General features: G+C 42.4%; 19 protein-coding genes. 10 read left to right on the top strand and 9 right to left on the bottom strand.

The genetic code is table 11. The features are described from left to right. Positions 1 to 6: 6 nt before the first annotated feature. The 7 genes from M3085_RS11160 (at position 7) to miaA (ending at position 7,663) form a co-directional block, all read left to right on the top strand. Entirely contained in the window at positions 7 to 1,713 is a 1,707-nt protein-coding gene (locus tag M3085_RS11160; RefSeq protein ID WP_249053017.1) for a DUF4153 domain-containing protein, read from the top strand. A gap of 11 nt (positions 1,714 to 1,724) precedes the next feature. Beyond that, the gene (gene pyrF / locus M3085_RS11155; protein WP_191710087.1) at positions 1,725 to 2,549 is read left to right on the top strand and encodes an orotidine-5'-phosphate decarboxylase; all 825 of its coding nucleotides are present in this window, start codon (positions 1,725 to 1,727) and stop codon (positions 2,547 to 2,549) included. A 180-nt stretch (positions 2,550 to 2,729) separates the two neighbouring features. Then, entirely contained in the window at positions 2,730 to 3,770 is a 1,041-nt protein-coding gene (gene lpxD / locus M3085_RS11150; RefSeq protein ID WP_191710086.1) for a UDP-3-O-(3-hydroxymyristoyl)glucosamine N-acyltransferase, read from the top strand. Positions 3,771 to 3,774: 4 nt separating this feature from the next. Continuing rightward, a complete protein-coding gene (locus tag M3085_RS11145; protein ID WP_249053016.1) occupies positions 3,775 to 5,160 on the top strand; it encodes a bifunctional UDP-3-O-[3-hydroxymyristoyl] N-acetylglucosamine deacetylase/3-hydroxyacyl-ACP dehydratase in 1,386 nt (461 codons plus the stop codon). 116 nt (positions 5,161 to 5,276) lie between these two features. Then, entirely contained in the window at positions 5,277 to 6,044 is a 768-nt protein-coding gene (gene lpxA / locus M3085_RS11140) for an acyl-ACP--UDP-N-acetylglucosamine O-acyltransferase (RefSeq protein ID WP_178257667.1), read from the top strand. A 52-nt stretch (positions 6,045 to 6,096) separates the two neighbouring features. After that, positions 6,097 to 6,651, top strand: coding sequence for an IS1096 element passenger TnpR family protein (locus M3085_RS11135; protein ID WP_178257668.1), 555 nt, complete (start codon positions 6,097 to 6,099; stop codon positions 6,649 to 6,651). A gap of 103 nt (positions 6,652 to 6,754) precedes the next feature. Then, positions 6,755 to 7,663 (top strand): tRNA (adenosine(37)-N6)-dimethylallyltransferase MiaA, encoded by a 909-nt coding sequence (miaA, locus tag M3085_RS11130; protein WP_191710084.1) that lies wholly within the window; start codon positions 6,755 to 6,757, stop codon positions 7,661 to 7,663. 151 nt (positions 7,664 to 7,814) lie between these two features. Here miaA and M3085_RS11125 read toward each other — a convergent pair whose 3' ends face one another. Both M3085_RS11125 and mtaB read right to left on the bottom strand, forming a co-directional pair. Continuing rightward, positions 7,815 to 8,837: a glycosyltransferase family 2 protein gene (locus M3085_RS11125; protein ID WP_178257670.1), complete on the bottom strand. Its 1,023-nt coding sequence runs from the start codon at positions 8,835 to 8,837 to the stop codon at positions 7,815 to 7,817. Next, on the bottom strand, positions 8,834 to 10,153 hold the full coding sequence (gene mtaB, locus M3085_RS11120; protein WP_249053015.1) for a tRNA (N(6)-L-threonylcarbamoyladenosine(37)-C(2))-methylthiotransferase MtaB: 1,320 nt from the start codon (positions 10,151 to 10,153) through the stop codon (positions 8,834 to 8,836). The genes M3085_RS11125 and mtaB overlap by 4 nt, the downstream gene beginning before the upstream one ends. 334 nt (positions 10,154 to 10,487) lie before the next feature. Between mtaB and M3085_RS11115 the strand changes: the two genes are divergently transcribed. Next, on the top strand, positions 10,488 to 10,679 hold the full coding sequence (locus tag M3085_RS11115; protein WP_178257672.1) for a hypothetical protein: 192 nt from the start codon (positions 10,488 to 10,490) through the stop codon (positions 10,677 to 10,679). Positions 10,680 to 10,925: 246 nt separating this feature from the next. On the opposite strand, the gene rplI is transcribed toward M3085_RS11115, so the two are convergent. The 3 genes from rplI to rpsF are packed head-to-tail and all read right to left on the bottom strand — an operon-like array spanning position 10,926 to position 12,014. Further along, positions 10,926 to 11,375 (bottom strand): 50S ribosomal protein L9, encoded by a 450-nt coding sequence (rplI, locus tag M3085_RS11110; protein WP_191710082.1) that lies wholly within the window; start codon positions 11,373 to 11,375, stop codon positions 10,926 to 10,928. A 19-nt stretch (positions 11,376 to 11,394) separates the two neighbouring features. Next, positions 11,395 to 11,664: a 30S ribosomal protein S18 gene (gene rpsR / locus M3085_RS11105; protein WP_191710081.1), complete on the bottom strand. Its 270-nt coding sequence runs from the start codon at positions 11,662 to 11,664 to the stop codon at positions 11,395 to 11,397. A 2-nt stretch (positions 11,665 to 11,666) separates the two neighbouring features. Beyond that, a complete protein-coding gene (gene rpsF / locus M3085_RS11100; RefSeq protein ID WP_178257436.1) occupies positions 11,667 to 12,014 on the bottom strand; it encodes a 30S ribosomal protein S6 in 348 nt (115 codons plus the stop codon). 171 nt (positions 12,015 to 12,185) lie between these two features. Between rpsF and M3085_RS11095 the strand changes: the two genes are divergently transcribed. Further along, the gene (locus M3085_RS11095) at positions 12,186 to 12,632 is read left to right on the top strand and encodes a MarR family winged helix-turn-helix transcriptional regulator (RefSeq protein ID WP_178257435.1); all 447 of its coding nucleotides are present in this window, start codon (positions 12,186 to 12,188) and stop codon (positions 12,630 to 12,632) included. Positions 12,633 to 13,179: 547 nt separating this feature from the next. Then, complete coding sequence (locus M3085_RS11090; RefSeq protein WP_178257434.1) at positions 13,180 to 13,356, top strand: hypothetical protein; 177 nt, start codon at positions 13,180 to 13,182, stop codon at positions 13,354 to 13,356. A gap of 87 nt (positions 13,357 to 13,443) precedes the next feature. Here M3085_RS11090 and M3085_RS11085 read toward each other — a convergent pair whose 3' ends face one another. The 4 genes from M3085_RS11085 to M3085_RS11070 all read right to left on the bottom strand — a co-directional run bounded on the left by M3085_RS11085 (position 13,444) and on the right by M3085_RS11070 (position 19,306). Further along, complete coding sequence (locus tag M3085_RS11085) at positions 13,444 to 14,139, bottom strand: response regulator transcription factor (RefSeq protein ID WP_178257433.1); 696 nt, start codon at positions 14,137 to 14,139, stop codon at positions 13,444 to 13,446. Position 14,140: 1 nt separating this feature from the next. Continuing rightward, positions 14,141 to 15,688 (bottom strand): sensor histidine kinase, encoded by a 1,548-nt coding sequence (locus M3085_RS11080; protein WP_178257432.1) that lies wholly within the window; start codon positions 15,686 to 15,688, stop codon positions 14,141 to 14,143. A gap of 349 nt (positions 15,689 to 16,037) precedes the next feature. Then, positions 16,038 to 18,197, bottom strand: a complete 2,160-nt coding sequence (locus M3085_RS11075) for an elongation factor G (RefSeq protein WP_178257431.1) — start codon at positions 18,195 to 18,197, stop codon at positions 16,038 to 16,040. A 323-nt stretch (positions 18,198 to 18,520) separates the two neighbouring features. Continuing rightward, positions 18,521 to 19,306 carry a DnaJ domain-containing protein gene (locus M3085_RS11070; protein WP_249053014.1) on the bottom strand — a complete coding sequence of 262 codons (786 nt, stop codon included), beginning with the start codon at positions 19,304 to 19,306 and terminating at the stop codon, positions 18,521 to 18,523. Positions 19,307 to 19,331 lie beyond the last annotated feature (25 nt).

The raw sequence follows: 19,331 nt of genomic DNA, 5'->3' as shown, positions 1-19,331 counted from the left end.
AATATCATGGTAAGAACTTTTCTGACAAAAACATTTTCCACATTAACCGAAGCGTTTCAAAATTGCTTGAAACGTTTTCCGATTACCGTATGTTTTGCGATAGCCCTTACCGGATATTTAATTTATTGGGTAACAATAGAAAAAGAAGAGCGGCTGTTTTTTATCATAGCCTACTACCTCTCTATCGGAACACTGCTTTCGCTAACTCTCCACCTGTGGTGTGAGGAAATAAAAAAAACGTCTGCGCGAATCATTACCCAAGCCGTCGCCCACGTTTTATTAATCGCCGATTCCGTATTTCTGTATTACCTTTCGCCCGAAGAGTCGCTTACCGAAATCACGATTGCCCACGGAGCCGGCATATTCGCCTTAGGGATTTCAACATTCTTCCTGTCGTTTACGAAGGAAAAAAACGACATAGCCAGCTGGAACTTCACCCTGTCGAGCCTCACATACTTCGTAACAGCTTGTGCGATAGGCAGCATCATGAGCGGAGGAATCAACTTGCTGGTCTTTTCTCTCCATCAACTATTCGACTGGAACATCGACTCGAAATGGTATATCTACATTACCGTGGTATGTAATATTTTGCTTGCCATATTCCTTTTCTTGGGACTACTACCCCAAGGAGCAGCCAAACATGACCGTACCCCCTTGTCGAAAAGTTTTCTGAATACGGTTATCCATTACCTGTTTATCCCGCTGTTAAGCGGTTATCTTATCGTACTTTACATTTATGCTGCCCGCATATTGGTAAAATGGGAGCTACCCATCGGGTGGGTTTCATGGCTCGTTACAACGCTGATGGCAGGATGTATTGCCGTTGAGTTCGGGCTTTACCCGTCGCGAATGGCAAATGTAAAGAAGGCAGATAACCGCATAGCGCGTTACCTTCCTGTACTGATACTTCCGCTGCTGATACTGATGACGATAGGCATTGCCCGCCGTTTCAACGATTACGGCATCACGATAAACCGTCTTTACCTGATAACATTCAACGCATGGTGTTACATGGTCTGCATCGGACTGTTTATCACGAAGGCAAAACGCATCAACTGGATTCCCATATCGTTTGCGGTTATTTTCCTTCTAACCTCCGTACTGCCGGTTAATTACAGCAGCATCACCCGTAATACGCTCCGCAATGATATTTTGAAAGAGCTGAAATTACATGCTTATGATATGCCGCTCTCCGAAAAAGAGTACACGGCATGGGTCAACACACTCCCCCCGGAAAAAGCTCGCTCAATCAATGACAAAATAATGTACCTGCACAGTTATTTTGGCGAGGAAAGCCTCAGCGACTTATTCTCAGAACGAATTGACGCAGTTCTGACAACGAATGCGGACAAAGACATCCTGATAGAACAACGAACGTCTGCAAAAACTACCATTGAGATTCCGAAAGGATATGGCCACTTTATAGAGGTTTCCCAGATAGAGGATATATCCAACAAGAATATATCGGATGGTATACTGCCCGTGCCTGTCAACGATAAAGACAAGGGCATTACAGACACGGTTTATCTGGATTTAAAGGCACTCGGCTCTCTTGCCGACAAGTATCCTCGTGAGGATACGCCTCCGCAGCGAATCAAGTGCAAATTAAACGAACACTTATTTATTTCAACCTATATAAACGTCACACGGTTTGCCAACGAAGGGCACACTTCGGTCAACTTATCAGGCTATCTATTTATAAAAAACAATTAAAATACAGAAATATGAACAAACAAGAACTTTTTGAAAACATCAGACGCAAGAAATCATTCCTTTGTGTAGGACTGGACACTGACATCAAGAAAATCCCGGAACACCTGCTAAACGAGGAAGACCCTATCTTTGCTTTCAACAAAGCCATCATTGACGCTACCGCTCCTTACTGTATAGCTTACAAACCGAACCTCGCCTTTTATGAAAGCATGGGTGTAAAAGGCTGGATAGCATTCGAAAAGACAGTGGATTACATCAAGAAAAACTATCCGGACCAATTCATCATCGCAGATGCCAAGCGTGGAGACATCGGAAATACCTCTGCCATGTATGCCCGCACATTCTTCGAAGAACTGGACATTGATTCAGTGACCGTTGCCCCATATATGGGAGAAGACAGCGTAACACCGTTTCTTACTTATGAAGGCAAATGGGTTATCTTATTGGCACTGACATCAAACAAAGGTTCTCACGACTTTCAATTAACTACCGATACTAACGGAGAACGACTTTTTGAAAAAGTATTACGCAAATCACAAGAATGGGCAAACGACCAGAACATGATGTATGTAGTAGGTGCAACTCAAGGACGGATGTTTGAAGATATTCGCAAAATCGTACCTAACCATTTCTTGTTGGTACCGGGTGTCGGAGCACAAGGAGGGTCTTTGGAAGAAGTCTGCAAATACGGCATGAATAGCGAGTGTGGACTTATCGTCAACTCCAGCCGTGCGATCATCTATGCAGACAAAACCGAAAATTTCGCCAAAGCTGCCGGAGAAGAAGCTCACAAAGTCCAACTCCAAATGGAGGAACAACTCAAAGGCATTTTCTAACCGGAAAAGCCGTCTGTTCAAAGATTTTCAAGCGTGCAAGGAGAAAAAAATGACATTTTTCACGGATTTCTGAAAAAAAAACACGTAATTTGCATAATTATCTGATGAGTATGCCAATTTAGGCAGTTATTAACCAAAAGGTATAAAGGAACAAAAGGAATAAAAGAACAAAAAAATATTATGGAGTTCTCAGCTAAACAAATTGCGGAATACATCCACGGAACCATTATTGGAGACGAAAACGCAACGGTACACACTTTTGCCAAAATAGAAGAAGGCATTGCAGGTGCATTGTCTTTTCTCTCCAACCCCAAATACACTCATTATATTTATAATACGCAATCCTCCATTGTACTGGTAAATAAAGATTTTGAGCCGGAGCATGAAATAAAAGCCACTCTTATCAAAGTGGACAATGCGTACGAAAGTCTGGCAAAACTTATGATGCTGTACGAAGCGAGCCTGCCTAAAAAACAAGGTATTGACCCCTTAGCTTCGGTGGCAACAAACGCCAAGATAGGTAACAATGTATACATTGGAGCTTTTGCATGTATTGAAGAAGGTGCCGAGATTGGAGACAATACCTACATCCATCCGCACGTAACCGTAGGGTGTAACGCAAAAGTGGGAGCCAATACGATTCTTTATCCGAACGTTACGATATATCATGACTGCCGCGTAGGGAATAATTGCATCCTTCATGCCGGTTCGGTGATAGGTGCTGACGGATTCGGGTTTGCTCCTACTGAAAATGGCTATGAAAAAATCCCCCAGATAGGAATCGCTATTCTGGAGGATGACGTAGAAATAGGAGCAAACACCTGCGTTGACCGCGCTACAATGGGTGCCACCATCATCCGTAAAGGAGTTAAGTTGGATAATCTGATTCAAATAGCACATAACGTAGAAGTAGGCAGTCATACTGTCATGGCATCACAAGTAGGAATTGCCGGTTCTACAAAGATCGGAGAGCGATGTACTTTTGCCGGACAAGTAGGAGTAGCAGGACACATAACAATAGGCGACCATGTAACAGTGGGGGCACAATCGGGTATACCGGGAAACACAAAGTCGGGAACTACGCTGATGGGATATCCCGCTATTGACCCCAAACAATTCGCACGTTCGGCTGTAATTTACAAGAAATTGCCGGATATGTATACCGAATTGGGATGCCTAAAAAGAGAAATAGAAGAACTGAAAAAACAACTTAATAAATAAACCCATGTTGAAACAACAAACCTTAAAAGGCAGTTTTTCCTTGAACGGCAAGGGACTTCATACAGGAGTCAAATTGACTGTTACATTCAATCCTGCCCCAGAGCATCACGGGTATAAAATACAACGCATAGACCTCGATGACCAACCTATATTGGATGCCGTGGCAGAAAACGTTGTAGATACGACACGTGGTACTGTTTTAGGGAAAAACGGGGTGAAAGTCAGTACCGTTGAACATGCTTTAGCTGCACTCTATGCAGCAGGTATCGACAACTGTCTTATTCAAGTAAACGGACCTGAATTCCCAATTTTGGACGGCAGTGCAAAAGCGTATGTAGAATGTATAAAACGTGTTGGCATCGAAGAACAAGCCGCTCCGAAAGACTATTATATCATCAAGTCGAAAATTGAATTCCGCGACGAAGAAACCGGTTCTTCCATCATTGTATTGCCAGACGATAAGTTCAGCCTCAATGTATTGATTTCCTACGACTCGAACATATTGAATAATCAATACGCGACTTTGGAAAACATGAATGACTTTCCAAATGAAATCGCATCGGCACGTACATTCGTTTTCGTCCGTGAAATTGAACCGCTATTAAATGCCGGACTTATCAAAGGAGGCGATTTAGATAACGCTATCGTTATCTACGAAAAACAAATGACGCAAGATAACTTCGACAAACTTGCAGATGTAATGGGTGTTCCACACATGGATGCAAGCCATCTGGGATATATAAACCATATCCCTTTGGTATGGCCCAACGAACCGGCACGTCATAAATTGCTTGATATTATTGGCGACCTTGCACTGACAGGGAAACCTATAAAGGGACGTATCATTGCTACCCGTCCGGGACATACAATCAATAATAAGTTTGCGCGCCAGCTAAGAAAAGAAATCCGTTTACACGAAATACAGGCACCGATTTATAACAGCAACGAAAAGCCCTTGATGGATGTAAACCGCATTCGTGAGTTACTTCCTCACCGCTATCCATTCCAGTTGGTCGACAAAGTAATCGCTATCGGGGCAAACCATATCGTGGGAGTGAAAAACGTTACATCCAATGAACCGTTCTTTCAAGGACATTTCCCTCAAGAACCGGTCATGCCGGGTGTACTTCAAATAGAAGCTATGGCACAAGTAGGCGGACTATTGGTTCTCAACTCTGTTGACGAACCGGAAAGATATTCCACCTATTTCCTGAAAATAGACAACGTGAAGTTCCGTCAGAAAGTAGTTCCGGGAGACACATTAATCTTCCGTGTTGAGTTAACAGCTCCTATCCGACGTGGCATATCTACTATGAAAGGATACGTATTCGTAGGAGAAAAAATTGTCTGTGAAGCCGAATTTATGGCACAAATCGTAAAAAACAAATAATATATAATGAAGATTTGCATCAAAATAAGAAACAACCGCTTGAACACAACAATATCAACCGATTTACAACTACAATATTTTGATGCAATTTCTTTGTTTATTCTTAATATACAGCTATGATAAGTCCGTTAGCATACATACATCCTGAAGCCCAAATAGGAGAAAATGTGGAAATAGGTCCGTTCGTTTTCATCGATAAAAATGTGGTTATCGGAGATAACAATGTTATTATGCCGAACGCGAATATTTTATACGGCGCACGAATCGGCAACGGAAACCGCATTTTTCCGGGAGCAGTCATTGGAGCCATTCCGCAAGACCTGAAATTCAGGGGGGAAGAAACAACCGCCGAAATAGGAGACAATAACACCATCCGCGAAAACGTAACAATCAACCGGGGAACTGCATCGAAAGGAAAAACCATTGTAGGAAACAATAACTTACTGATGGAAGGGGTACACGTGGCTCACGACACACACGTAGGAAGCAACTGTATCATCGGAAATGCAACCAAAATAGCAGGAGAAGTTATAGTTGATGACAACGCCATCGTCAGCGGAGGCGTATTAATGCACCAGTTCTGTCACGTGGGAGGCTACGTAATGATTCAAGGAGGATGCCGTTTCAGCAAAGACATTCCGCCTTTCATCATCGCCGGACGAGACCCGATAGCCTACTGCGGCATCAATATTGTAGGATTGCGACGCAGGGAATTTTCAAACGAGCTGATTGAAAATATCCATAACGCTTACCGCATCATCTACAACAGCGGAAAAATAGTAAGCGATGCGTTAGAGCAAATCCGAAACGAAATACCTATGAGCAAAGAAATAGAATATATCATTTCGTTTGTTGAAAATTCACAGCGAGGAATCATACGCTGAAAAGATTTTTGTAACTTTACCTCGTCAATAAACGACTAAAACAAAAGTAACAATGGTATATAAGTTTAGAATCATATCAGACGAAGTCGATGGTTTCTTTAGAGAAATAAAAATCGACTCTGATGCTTCGTTTTACGATCTACACGAAGCGATATTGAAATCTGTCGGCTATAAAGACGACCAAATGACTTCTTTTTTCATCTGCGACGACGATTGGGAAAAAGAAACAGAAGTCACACTGGAGGACATGGGCGGAGGAAGCTCGGAAGAAGATACATACGTAATGCGCGACACTCGCTTGAGCGAACTACTTGAGGACGAAAAACAAAAACTGTTATACGTATTCGACCCGCTGGCAGAACGTGTGTTCTTCATCGAATTATCAGAAATCATCACAGGTAAAGACTTAGACAAGGCTGTTTGTTCACGGAAAGAGGGAGAAGCACCCCAGCAAACCATTGATTTCGATGAGCAAATGAATACGAATGCTGCACTCGACCTTGATGAAAACTTTTACGGTGACCAAGAATTTGATTTGGAAGACTTCGACCCCGAAGGGTTCGACATGAATGAAGGAGGTAATCCTTACGACGAAGATAAATATTAAAACATCCCTTTAACACGGCACGAATTACACAAAGCTAAGCGACAGGATAAAGACCAAGCTGCGTATTCATGTGTAATTCGTGCTTCTTTTTTAATCATTCTCTATGCAAACTCCCACACTTATCGTACTAATCGGCCCGACAGGTGTCGGGAAAACGGAACTCAGTTTGAAAATAGCTGAGAATTACCACACAGAAATCATCTCTGCCGACTCGCGGCAACTTTATGCGGACTTGAAAATAGGAACAGCAGCTCCTACCAGAGAACAACTGGAGCGCGTGCGCCATCATTTCGTGGGAACACTGCAACTTACCGATTATTACAGCGCAGCCCAATACGAAGCTGATGTGTTAAACACATTAAATCAGCTTTTCCAAATCCATCCCGTTGTTTTACTCACCGGAGGCTCGATGATGTACGTCGATGCCGTATGTAAGGGCATAGACGACATCCCTACCGTAGACAGGGAAACACGCGAACTGATGATTCACCGCTACGAAACGGAAGGGCTGGAACGATTATGCGCCGAACTGAAACTGCTTGACCCTGAATATTACAACATCGTAGATTTAAAGAATCCGAAGCGGGTGGTTCATGCTTTGGAAATTTGCTACATGACCGGAAAAACGTATACGTCGTTCCGCACACGCAGTAACAAAAAACGCCCGTTCCACATACTGAAAATAGGCTTGAAGCGAGACCGTGAAGAATTGTACGAACGAATCAACCGGCGGGTAGACCAAATGATAGACGAAGGATTAGTAGAAGAAGCGCGGAGCGTTTATCCGTATCGCCACCTGAATTCGCTGAACACCGTGGGATATAAAGAAATATTTAATTACCTCGACGGAACATGGACGCTACCGTTCGCCATCGAAAAAATCAAGCAAAACTCGCGCATTTATTCACGCAAACAAATGACATGGTTTAAGCGCGATGCAGACATCGCATGGTTCCACCCCGATGAAACAGATAAAATAGAAGCATATATCCAAGAAAACATCGCCGGATAAAGCTCTCAAACACTACCGTTAGTGTCGGTCATCCTAAGCGGTAGAACTCACCGTTTCTACCCATAGAACCAATCGGTCTAACCGTTAGTGTTTTCAAGCTACCGAAAAAGCCGGATAAAGTTTGAGTCAACGCTGTATTCCGGCTTCCACATCAACGGAACAATGCTGTAAAGACCTTGCGTCCGCGCACTTTTGCCTGCCACAAGATACTGAAACGAAAACGTTCGGGGATGTCTGTCAACTGCGTAGAAGCAAGGTTCTTACGCCGGTCGTCAACGAACTGCGGGCGCAAACGGAGGTACTCCTTACGCGCTTCGATTACAGCATGAGCATTATGAAAATCGGCCTTCAGAAAGAAAAAAGCGGCCGCTACATAATCTAAACAGGCGCGCACGCACATCACCCGACGAAGTTCTTTTTCGGGCAAATTTTTGTAGAGCATCAGCAAGTTATTGCGAAAATTCAAGAACGTTTTGTGCGGGTTATCCTTTTTCAGCGTGGCTCCCCCTACGTGATATACGCTACTTGAAGGCAAGCAAACCACATTGTGACCGCGACTGCGCAAACGCCAACAAAGGTCTATCTCCTCCATGTGGGCAAAGAAACGTCCGTCCAGCCCGCCCACTTCCTGATAAACTTTCAGCCGAATCAGTAACGCAGCCCCCGTTGCCCAAAAAACAGAAACAACCTTGTCATACTGCCCTCTATCTTCCTCCACCGATTCAAAGATACGTCCCCGGCAAAACGGATAGCCGTAACAGTCTATAAATCCGCCTGCCGCACCAGCATATTCAAAGCTATTCCGCTCATGATAACTTAATATTTTAGGCTGACAGGCAGCCACATCGGGGTGGGTATCCATGTAATCGACCATTGGAGTGAGCCAATCCGGAGTAACCTCGACATCGCTATTCAGCAGAACCACATACTCTGCCTCCACCTGCTTCAAAGCCTTGTTATATCCTTCGGCAAAACCATAGTTTTCTGCCAAACGAATCAGCCGCACATCGGGAAACTCCCATTTGATAATTTCGCAAGAATCGTCCGTCGAACCGTTATCTGCCACACAGACCTCTACCCCTTCTGCCTGTGAGCAAGCTAATACCGAGGGCAAGAAACGACGAAGCATGTCAGCCCCATTCCAATTTAATATGACTACCGATACTTTTTTCATGCCAGAATTGTTCCTTTCAGTGCCGTACCTTCTTCATTAAACTCTCCTAACCGCACACGCACCAACTGATTATCGAGCGAATCATCGTGCGGCAGTTCTACCCGGATATAATTGTCCGTAAAACCATGCATCGGAACTCCGGCTTTCGATTTCTCCATCAATACCACAGCTTCTTTCCCGATATGACGCGCATAGAAAGCCCGCGTCTTTTCTTCCGAAAGCGCCAAAAGCTGCTGGCTTCTGCGATGTTTTTCATCCGCCGAAACCACATAATCAATATTCAGGGCTTGTGTTCCGGGACGTTCGGAATAGCTGAACACGTGGAGCTGAGTAACGTCCAGACTCTTTATAAACTCGTAAGCACGGTCAAAATATTCAGGTATTTCACCGCGCGTACCCACAATAACATCCACACCGATAAAGGCATCGGGAATTAATTCTTTTATTTTATGGATTTTAGAAGCAAACAAAGCCGTATCGTATCGCCGGCGCATCAACTTCAGCACTTCATCGCATCCGGACTGCAAAGGGATATGGAAATGAGGCATAAACCGCTTTGAACGGGCAACGTATCCGATAATTTCGTCCGTCAACAAATTGGGTTCAATAGATGATATGCGGAAACGCTCAATGCCTTCTACTTCATCGAGTGCCTTTACCAAATCATAAAAATTCTCGCCTGTACTTTTTCCGAAATCGCCAATGTTTACTCCGGTAAGCACAATCTCCTTTCCTCCTTCAAGCGCACTCTGACGCGCCTGAGCCACAAGGTCTTCAATCTTTCCGTTACGGCTTCTTCCGCGTGCGAAAGGTATCGTACAGTATGAGCAGAAATAGTCACAACCATCTTGCACTTTCAAGAAATAGCGCGTACGGTCTCCGCGGGAACACGACGGAGAAAAGGCACGGATATCTTTAGTAACAGTCGTCACAGCCTCTCCGTGTTCACGTTTCTTCAAATCGCCCAAATAATTAATCAACTCCCCTTTCTGTTCTGCCCCCAATACAAGGTCTACCCCTTCTATATCAGCAATCTGTTCCGGTTTCAACTGGGCATAACATCCTGTTACAACGATGAACGCTCCGGGATGTTCCTTCGACAAACGATGAATCGCCTGCCTGCATTTCTTATCTGCCACTTCGGTAACCGAACAAGTATTTATCACGCAAATATCAGCTTTTTCTCCTTTTCGAACGGTACGGATACCGGCTTCTTTCAAAGTCTTTCCGATAGAAGAAGTTTCTGCGAAATTCAGTTTACATCCTAAAGTGTAATAAACAGCTTTTTTATCCTGAAAAACATTTGTATCTATCATATATAATTTTAGTCTCGATTGGTAGATGCTACAAAGTTACACATTTTTATCGGATTCTCCCGCGTTAAGCACCTACTCCCTGCATTAATACTCAATAATTATTAAATAATCCTTTTATCCATGCCACAAAACCATCCGTCAACAAACCGCCCTATACGGCTTTACATACGCATTTACTTGCGTCCAAACGGCAGAGATAAAGAAATTTATATTTAAAAACATATTTTTTTGAAAAAAAGTAGGCTTTAAAAGAACAACGTATTCTAAAAGTCTGTATCTTTGCAACGTTTTAAGAGAACAACATAAGTATTACAGATTTAAAAAAGCAAAGAAAATGAAAAAATTAGTATTTTTGTTCGTAGCATTTGCTGCTATTTCTTTCGCATCTTGCGGTAACCAAGCAGCTAACACTGAAGCTAACGTAGATTCAACTGCAACTACTGTAGAAGAAGTTGCTCCGGTTGCAACTGACTCAGCAGCAGTTGTTGATTCAGCAGCTACTGACTCTGCTGTTGTAGCTGAATAATCTAACGAACATTAGAGAGAATTGAAAGTCTGGGTGCGAAAGCACTGCCAGACTTTTTTTATGTCCGTACGTCTCCCCCTGATTGAATAAAACAAACCAAGAACCGGCAACCGGCAAACGTTATCTCCATTCATCACATAAAAGATTCAGATCCAGATTTCACCTGCACATAGAGACAAAAAAAGAATCCCGACCGAAATATGATTTCCGATCGGGATTTTTTATCAAGTATTTACAGATAGCAAATTAAGCTTCTTCTGCAACAACTTCAAACGGAATTTCAACAGAAACTTCCTTATGAAGTTTAACGGTTGCGGTGTATTGACCAACTTCCTTCACTTGACCTTTCACAACGATAATCTTACGATCGATGTTGTGACCCAATTTAGCCAATTCGTCAGCAATTTGGATATTGCTTACAGAACCATAGATAACGCCTGTTGCACTAACTTTGGTAGCAATTTTCAAAGAAACGCCTTTCAGTGATTCAGCCACTGCTTCAGCATCTTTCTTAATTTTTTCCAACTTGTGTGCGCGTTGCTTCAATTCTTCAGCCAACATTTTCTTGGCAGCCGGAGATGCGATAACTGCTTTTCCCGTCGGAATAAGATAGTTACGACCATAACCAGACTTAACGGTTACAATATCATTCTTGTAGCCCAAGTTAACTACGTCTTCTTTCAAAATAATTTCCATACTCTTATTCCTCCTTTAATTATTTCATCATATCAGTTACGTAAGGCAGCAACGCCAAGTGACGTGCTCTCTTCACAGCTTGCGCAATACGACGTTGGAACTTCAATGAAGTACCGGTAATACGGCGCGGAAGGATTTTTCCTTGTTCATTCAAGAATTTCTTCAAGAATTCAGGATCTTTATAATCGATATACTTGATACCGTTCTTTTTAAAACGGCAGTATTTCTTCTTTTTAACGTCTACTGAGGGCGGAGTTAAATATCTGATTTCTGATTGTTGCTGTGCCATGATTAGTTTTCCTCCTTTTTAGTTGATTTTACATTTCTTCTCTTAGCAGCATATTCTGCAGCGTACTTATCCATTCTGAATGTCAAGAAACGGATTACACGTTCGTCACGACGGAAGTTTACTTCCAATTTTGCAATAACAGACGGTTCTGCCTTAAACTCAATCAGTTGATAAAAACCGGTAGTTTTCTTCTGGATAGGATAAGCCAACTTCTTCAATCCCCAGTTTTCTTCATTGATGATCTCAGCACCTTCCTGAGTCAGGATTGCTTTGAACTTCTCTACCGCTTCCTTCATCTGAGCGTCAGACAAAACGGGAGTTAAAATGAAAACGGTTTCGTATTGATTCATACTTATTCGTTAATTAAATTATTAATATTAAAATTTTATTTGCGGCGCAAAGGTACGACTTTTTCTCTAACAAACAAACCTTTATCCACTTTTTATGCAAAAAGAATCTTAAAACAAGGGGGCTTTTATGAAAGATATGTATCTTTGTAATTATTTAAATGACAAAGACTAATGATTGAACAATTCAATTTCGACATACAGCTTATTTTCGCCATCCTTAATGGCAAGGTCTCTGCTGCTATCAACCGAAAACTAAACCGTAACTTCCGCCAAAACGGACTTGACATTACCCCTGAACAATGGACTGTTTTACTTTATTTATGGGAAAAAGATGGCGTTCCCCAGCAAGAGTTATGTAATGCCACGTTTAAAGACAAGCCGAGCATGACTCGACTTATTGACAACATGGAACGCCAACAGTTGGTGGTGCGCACGGCAAATCCCAAAGACCGGCGTACCAACAAAATCCATTTGACCCAAAAAGGGAAAGGACTGGAGGGGAAAGCGCGCCACATTGCCAACAAAACCCTGCGGGAGGCGTTACACGGATTAACGATTGAAGAACTGAAAGTCAGCCAAGAAGTTCTACGCAAAATATTTACCAACACAAAAGAATAAAACTTAGAGCCTGTTTAAATTTTCCGATTAAGTATTTTTATCCGTACTTGTTTCACTCCACCCGGCTTTATGTCGGACACCGGAACTCCATAATGCCTCTTGTTTGCGGAAACACAGGGGAGAAAATCCCTTCTGTTATGCCGGTCCAAACGCTACCGTTAGTGTTGGTCATTTCTAACGGATGAGTTGCCCGGTTCTACCCATAGAACCGACCCGCCTTTCGGGTAGTGTTTTCAGGCTTCCAAACAAGGCGCACAACGTTTGAGCAAGCGGCATAAACGAACAATCCTCCCGAATCATATCGGGCGACGCACCGGATTGAAACAATAAAGCCGATGTCGCATTTTTTCATGGCAGACGGAGGAGTTTATGCCTCCTCCCCTTGAAATTTAGCCGGAAATTTTAAGCAGACTCTTACAGAAGATCGTTTCAGAAGAAAGATATTTGCTTAATATTCTGTTTTTTTCATGAAATAATTTCGTTCATTAAAGAATTATGCTTTAATTTGTAATAATGAATAAATTAAACCATAAAATAGAAAACACACATGAAAACCTTGTTAAAGAATTTAGGAGTGATTTTGGTGATAGTGGGTGCAATCATCCTGATCCTCTGCTTCGTTAATGGTAATGTTAATGACAATACAACGTTGGGCACATCGCTGTTATTAGTTGTTGTCGGATTACTTGCTCATATCATTATCAACAAACGCATTACAGAGTAACTTATCAAGTAAAGTTTCAGAGCAATAAAAAAGCCCGGTATGTTCGTGTACCGGGCTTTTTTATTTCCGCTTGCAGCCAGAAATCCATTATTCTTCGGGAGTAATCAACTTATATCCCTTTCCGTGAATATTGATGATTTCGATTGAATCATCTTCTTTCAAATGCTTACGCAGTTTAGTGATATACACATCCATACTTCTTGCATTGAAGTAATTGTCGTCAATCCAAATGGTTTTCAAGGCAAAGTCGCGCTGCAAGATTTCGTTTGCATGTGCACACAACAGTCCTAACAATTCTGATTCTTTTGTTGTCAACTTGGTCTGCTTATCGCCGATAGAAAGAATCTGTTTTTGTGTATCAAACGTGAAACGTCCTATCTTATAAATGTTGCTTTCCTTGTTCCGTTTTCCACGTACACGGCGCAAAATAGCTTCGATACGGAAAGTCAGCTCTTCCATACTGAATGGTTTCGTGATGTAATCGTCTGCACCGATTTTAAAACCTTCCAGAATATCTTCTTTCAGCGTTTTTGCCGTCAGGAAAATAATAGGAATTTCCGCATTTGCCTGACGGATTTCCTGAGCCAGCGTAAAGCCGTCTTTGCGCGGCATCATTACATCAAGCACACACAAATCATATTTGTTCTTCAAGAAAGTTTTATAGCCCACTTCCCCATCCGGACAAAGGTCGGCAGCATATCCCTTTGCCTGCAAATATTCTCTCAATAACATGCCAAGATTTTCATCGTCTTCGCATAATAAAATACGTAATTTTTCGTCCATACTATTCGTCTTTAAATAAAGGTAATACAATAATAAACTTAGTTCCTACATTCAGCTCACTCTCGGCGCGAATCGTACCTTTGTGGTCTGTAATGATTTTCTTCACATACGCCAGTCCAAGTCCGAATCCTTTCACATCGTGACGGTTTCCGGTATGAACACGGTAGAACTTATCAAATATCTTTTTCAGGTTTTCTTTCTTGATACCGATTCCGTTATCTTCTATACTTATGTACAGTTTGCCTGATTCATTCCATGTTTTCACCTTCAAGGCTATATCACCCTCCGGCTTTTTGTATTTTACCGCGTTATCCAGCAAATTAAATATAACGTTTGTAAAATGCATTTCGTCTACAAAGATAACAGGATCTTCGGCATTTAGTTCAGCTTCAAGTGTTCCTCCGCATTTTTCAACTTTCAAACGGAATGTATTTACCACCCCATTTATCAACTCATTGGCATCGACTTCTTTTTTCTTCAGGGTCACACTCTGCCGTTCAAACATTGACATCTGCAATACTTTTTCTACCTGAAAGCGCAAACGTTTTGTTTCGTCATTTATCACGCCCGAAATGTGTTTAAACATCACCGGCGACTTTGCCACAGCGGGGTCGTTCAACATCTGAGCTGCCAAAGATATTGTAGATATAGGAGTCTTAAACTCATGTGTCATGTTATTAATGAAATCGTTTTTTATTTCGGTCAGCTTCTTCTGACGGAAAATAATATAAATGGTAAAGATAAACGTTACCAATAACACCAATGTAAAAATCAAAGACGGAATCATAAACCGAACCGAGCTGAAGATATAATCATCCATCGTGGGAAAGAAGATGTTCACAAACCCCATTTTTGCCGGTGGGTCTTTTTCGAACAGCAAACGTGAATAAACCTTTTCATCATTATAAATGTAATCCGAACAGCGGTATACTTCTTTTCCATCGCGGTCGGTCACCGAGAAATGATAAGGAAGGTCTATCCCGTTATTAAACAGTTCCGATTTCAGGAAATGGTCTAACTGCTTAAAGTTAATGCGTTCTTTCAAGGGCTTATCGCTTGCTGTATAAAGAATGTTATATACGACTTCATCGAGCAACGCGCGTTGGTACACATAACGCTCTTTCAGAATCTCTTGCAAGGCACGTGAAGTCTGTGCTATATTTTTCCCTGTCGAAAATGTTACTTTCGGCACGTTAGAAGGACGGCTGTTGGTTACTGTTTTCATTTCGAAAGAAGAGAGCATTGTTCCGTCGGGAGAAGTTACGGTATATTGCCGGTGTTCAATCACCCGATTGTTACTCTGCTGTTCCAACTGTTGTGACAGTTGCATTGCTCTTTCTTGAGCAGCCACGTCTTTCTCTAAATACTTCTTTGTTTCTACCAGTTCCAGATTATGTACAGCCTTTCCTAAACTACGGTTTACATTCTCTTCGAACTGTCCACGCCGCATTTTGACCATCTCTTCAATATAACTCACTTGCAAGTAAAGCAAACTGAGAAAAGACAGTCCCATTACAATTCCTAATATCCAAATAGTAGACTTTTTCATGCAGGCAAAATTAACAGCCTAATTCCTAACTGATACCGGACTTAACAAGTTTTAATCCACGATTTTCTAATATTAACTGAATATTCCTTCTAACATTAGATTTTACAAACTTAAAAGTCCTCACAGCCTTGTTTTCGTGCAAAAATAATAAAAAATTAAACAAAAGCAAAAGAATGGCGCATTTGTTTAAGATCGGTTAAACAAGATATGTTCTGTCCTGACCACAAATTGACACGCTCTTATTCTTTCAAATGCCAGCTCTATATATAGCAAATAAAGGTATTGCCGTTTGACTGCGTACGACAATACCTTTTTCTCAAACTAATCTGACAGATATAATTTTTCTAAATCATGCTTCTTCTTTTTCTTGTTCTTCAAACTCTTTTATCAGTTTAGCCTGAACGTCTGCCGGAACAAGTTCGTAGCTGGCAAATTTCATAATGAAAGATGCACGGCCTCCTGTGAGTGAGCTTAATGACGTTGAATAATTAGACATTTCTTTCAACGGAACTTTTGCAACCAGCTTTTCATAGCCTTTTTCGCTGCTCATACCCATAATCATGCCTCGGCGTCCTTGCATATCGCTCATTACATCGCCCAACTTGTCGCTCGGACAGAACACTTCCACATCGTAAATCGGTTCCAGAATCTTCGGTCCTGCGTTTTTAAAGGCATCACTGAAAGCATGACGACCTGCCAGCATAAACGAAATTTCGTTAGAGTCTACGGGGTGCATCTTTCCGTCGTAAACGATTACGCGAACATCGCGGGCATACGAACCGGTAAGCGGACCTTGCTCCATGCGGCTCATAATACCTTTCAGGATAGCCGGCATAAAGCGTGTATCAATGGCTCCACCTACTACACTGTTAACAAATACCAACTTGCCGCCCCATTCCAAATCAATGGTTTCGGTACTTTTTACGTTCATCTTAAATTCCTGTCCGTTAAACTTATATACTTCCGGAGCGGGCATTCCTTCGTAGTAAGGTTCTACAATAAGATGAACTTCGCCGAACTGTCCTGCACCTCCCGACTGTTTCTTATGACGATAGTCTGCACGTGCTGCTTTGGTAATTGTTTCACGATAAGGGATTTTGGGTTCATAGAACTGTACTTGCAACTTTTCATTGTTTTCCAAACGCCATTTCAAAGTACGCAAGTGGAATTCTCCCTGTCCGTGAACTAAAATCTGCTTCAGTTCTTTTGATTGTTCTACTACCCACGTCGGGTCTTCCTCACGCATACGGTTCAATACCGCCATCATCTTTTCCGTATCGGCTTCATTGACAGGTTTGATTGCGCGAGTATATTTCGAGTTAGGATATTTAATAAAGTTGAAACGGTTGTCGCAATCTTTTCCGTTCAGGGTATTTCCTGTTTTTACGTCTTTCAGCTTCACTGTACAACCGATGTCTCCGGCACGCAGTTCGTCTACTTTTTCACGATTAGCTCCGGCGCATACATAAAGCTGTGCCATGCGTTCCTTCGAACCTCTGTCGGCATTAGTCAAATCGTCCCCTTCGTGAACAGTTCCACTCATCACCTTGAAATACTGAACATCGCCGATATGCGGTTCAACCGCTGTTTTGAAGAAATACAGCGAAGTAGGTCCGTTGGCATCAGGCGGAACGGGGATACCGCGTGTATTGAAAACCGTAGGCATTTCATCGACAAACGGAACCACATTGCCTAAAAATTCCATCAACCGGCGAACACCCATATCCTTACCTGCACACACGCAGAATACGGGGAACATACCGCGCGCAGCCAGCCCTTTACGGATTCCTTCGCGCATTTCATCTTCGGTAAGCGATTCTGATTCGAAGAATTTCTCCATCAGCGTTTCATCGTGTTCGGCAGCAGCTTCAACAAGCACTTTATGCCAAGCCTGTGCTTTTTCCATTTCCTCTTCCGGAACCGGTTCGATGGTAGGAGCACCTCCTTCAGGACCCCATGAATATTTTTTCATCAAAAGTACATCAATCAATGAATTGAAGTCCGGACCCGTAGCCAGCGGATACTGAACCGGAACAACTTTAGAACCGTAATTTTCTTTTAACCGTTCAAGCACATTATCGAAGTCACACTTCTCGCTATCCAACTGGTTAACAAGGAAAATAACCGGTTTACCCAATTTCTCTGTATATCGGAAATGATTTTGAGTACCGACTTCCGGACCATACTGACCGTTAAGCAACAAAATGGCAGTATCCGTAACGTTCAGCGCCGTAATAGCCGCTCCCACAAAATCGTCACTTCCCGGACAGTCGATAATGTTCAGTTTTTTACCGTTCCACTCTACATGATAAACCGTAGAAAAAACCGAGTAACCATATTCTTGTTCTACCGGGAAATAATCGCTTACCGTATTTTTGGCAGTAATTCTGCCGCGACGTTTTATAATACCACTCTCATAGAGTAAAGCCTCTGTGAGGGTGGTTTTACCTGCGCCATCATTACCGAGAAGGGCAATGTTTTTAATTTCATTGGTTTGATATACTTTCATGGTATTTCATAAATTAGTTAGTAACGAAAGGATATGCTTTTCATATCTCAAATTTAACGAGGCGCAAATTAAGGATTATAATCGGGAAAAGCAACAAAAAGTTTCGTGTTACTAAACTATGTTTTTAGGCAGAAACATTCTATATCCTGTCTAAAAAAGTTATCAACAGAAACGATTCTTCTATGGGATATGATTGGCTGAACACCGGACGTAGCACGGTTTTTACCGACGGGTGTACATAAAAATGCCCATATACTTTGAAACAACAGCTTTTATCTTTCAAAGTATACGGGCTATAAATTCCGTTATCCGGCATGTAACTGTCACTTCATGCCTCTTGCCTTGTAAATCCGTTCTTTAGCATTGTTGATTAGCTGGAATTTCTCTTCTGCCGCCTTACGGATATCTTCTCCAAGTGTGGCCACGCGGTCAGGATGATGTTTCAGCGCCAAGCGACGATAAGCGGCACGCACCTCGTCGTTCGTTGCTGTAGGTTCAATTTCAAGAACTTTGTAAGCATCCTCCAGCGAATCGCCTCTTAAACTGAGCATCGATTCAACCTCTTTCAGCGAAAGTCCTATCGCCAGCGTTACTTCTTTCAGTGCATCGATTTCTGCCTGACAGACGTTTCCATCACTTTGGGCTATCTTCACCAAAAAGCCTAACAACTGCAAGCGTTCTTCGTAAGTCAGGTTGGCTGCAATCTGAGCCCCGCAATCGCGAATGGTTCTCTTAAACGCCATCGCATCGGTCTGTTCCATGCGTTTACGCTCTTCAAAAAGGTTTAATAAGATTTGCTCGCCTTCCGCCACGGCAGCTTCACCGAAGTTCACCCGTAAAAACTGTCGGACAAACTCCATTTCGCTGTGCATTACACGCCCGTCGGCACGGATAATATATGAAGCCATCACCAACATCGAAAAAAGAAAACTGTTCCGCTGTCCGGCGTATCCTCCATAACCGCTGTTATTGCCCGTCCCTTCGGCAGCCTGCCCGGAAAGGTCGGTTGCTTTATCAAACCAAGAACCTAAGGCAAAGCCCGCCAACGCACCTAAAGGGCCTCCAGCCATAAATCCCATGATTCCGCCAATCCATTTTCCAAATCCCATAACTATCTTTATTTAATTTGCAGCA

Source organism: Bacteroides caecicola, from assembly GCF_023337095.1.
Taxonomy (GTDB): Bacteria; Bacteroidota; Bacteroidia; order Bacteroidales; family Bacteroidaceae; genus Phocaeicola; species Phocaeicola gallinarum.
Note: the sequence above shows the minus strand (reverse complement) of the source record. Positions and strands in the feature narration are given on the sequence as shown.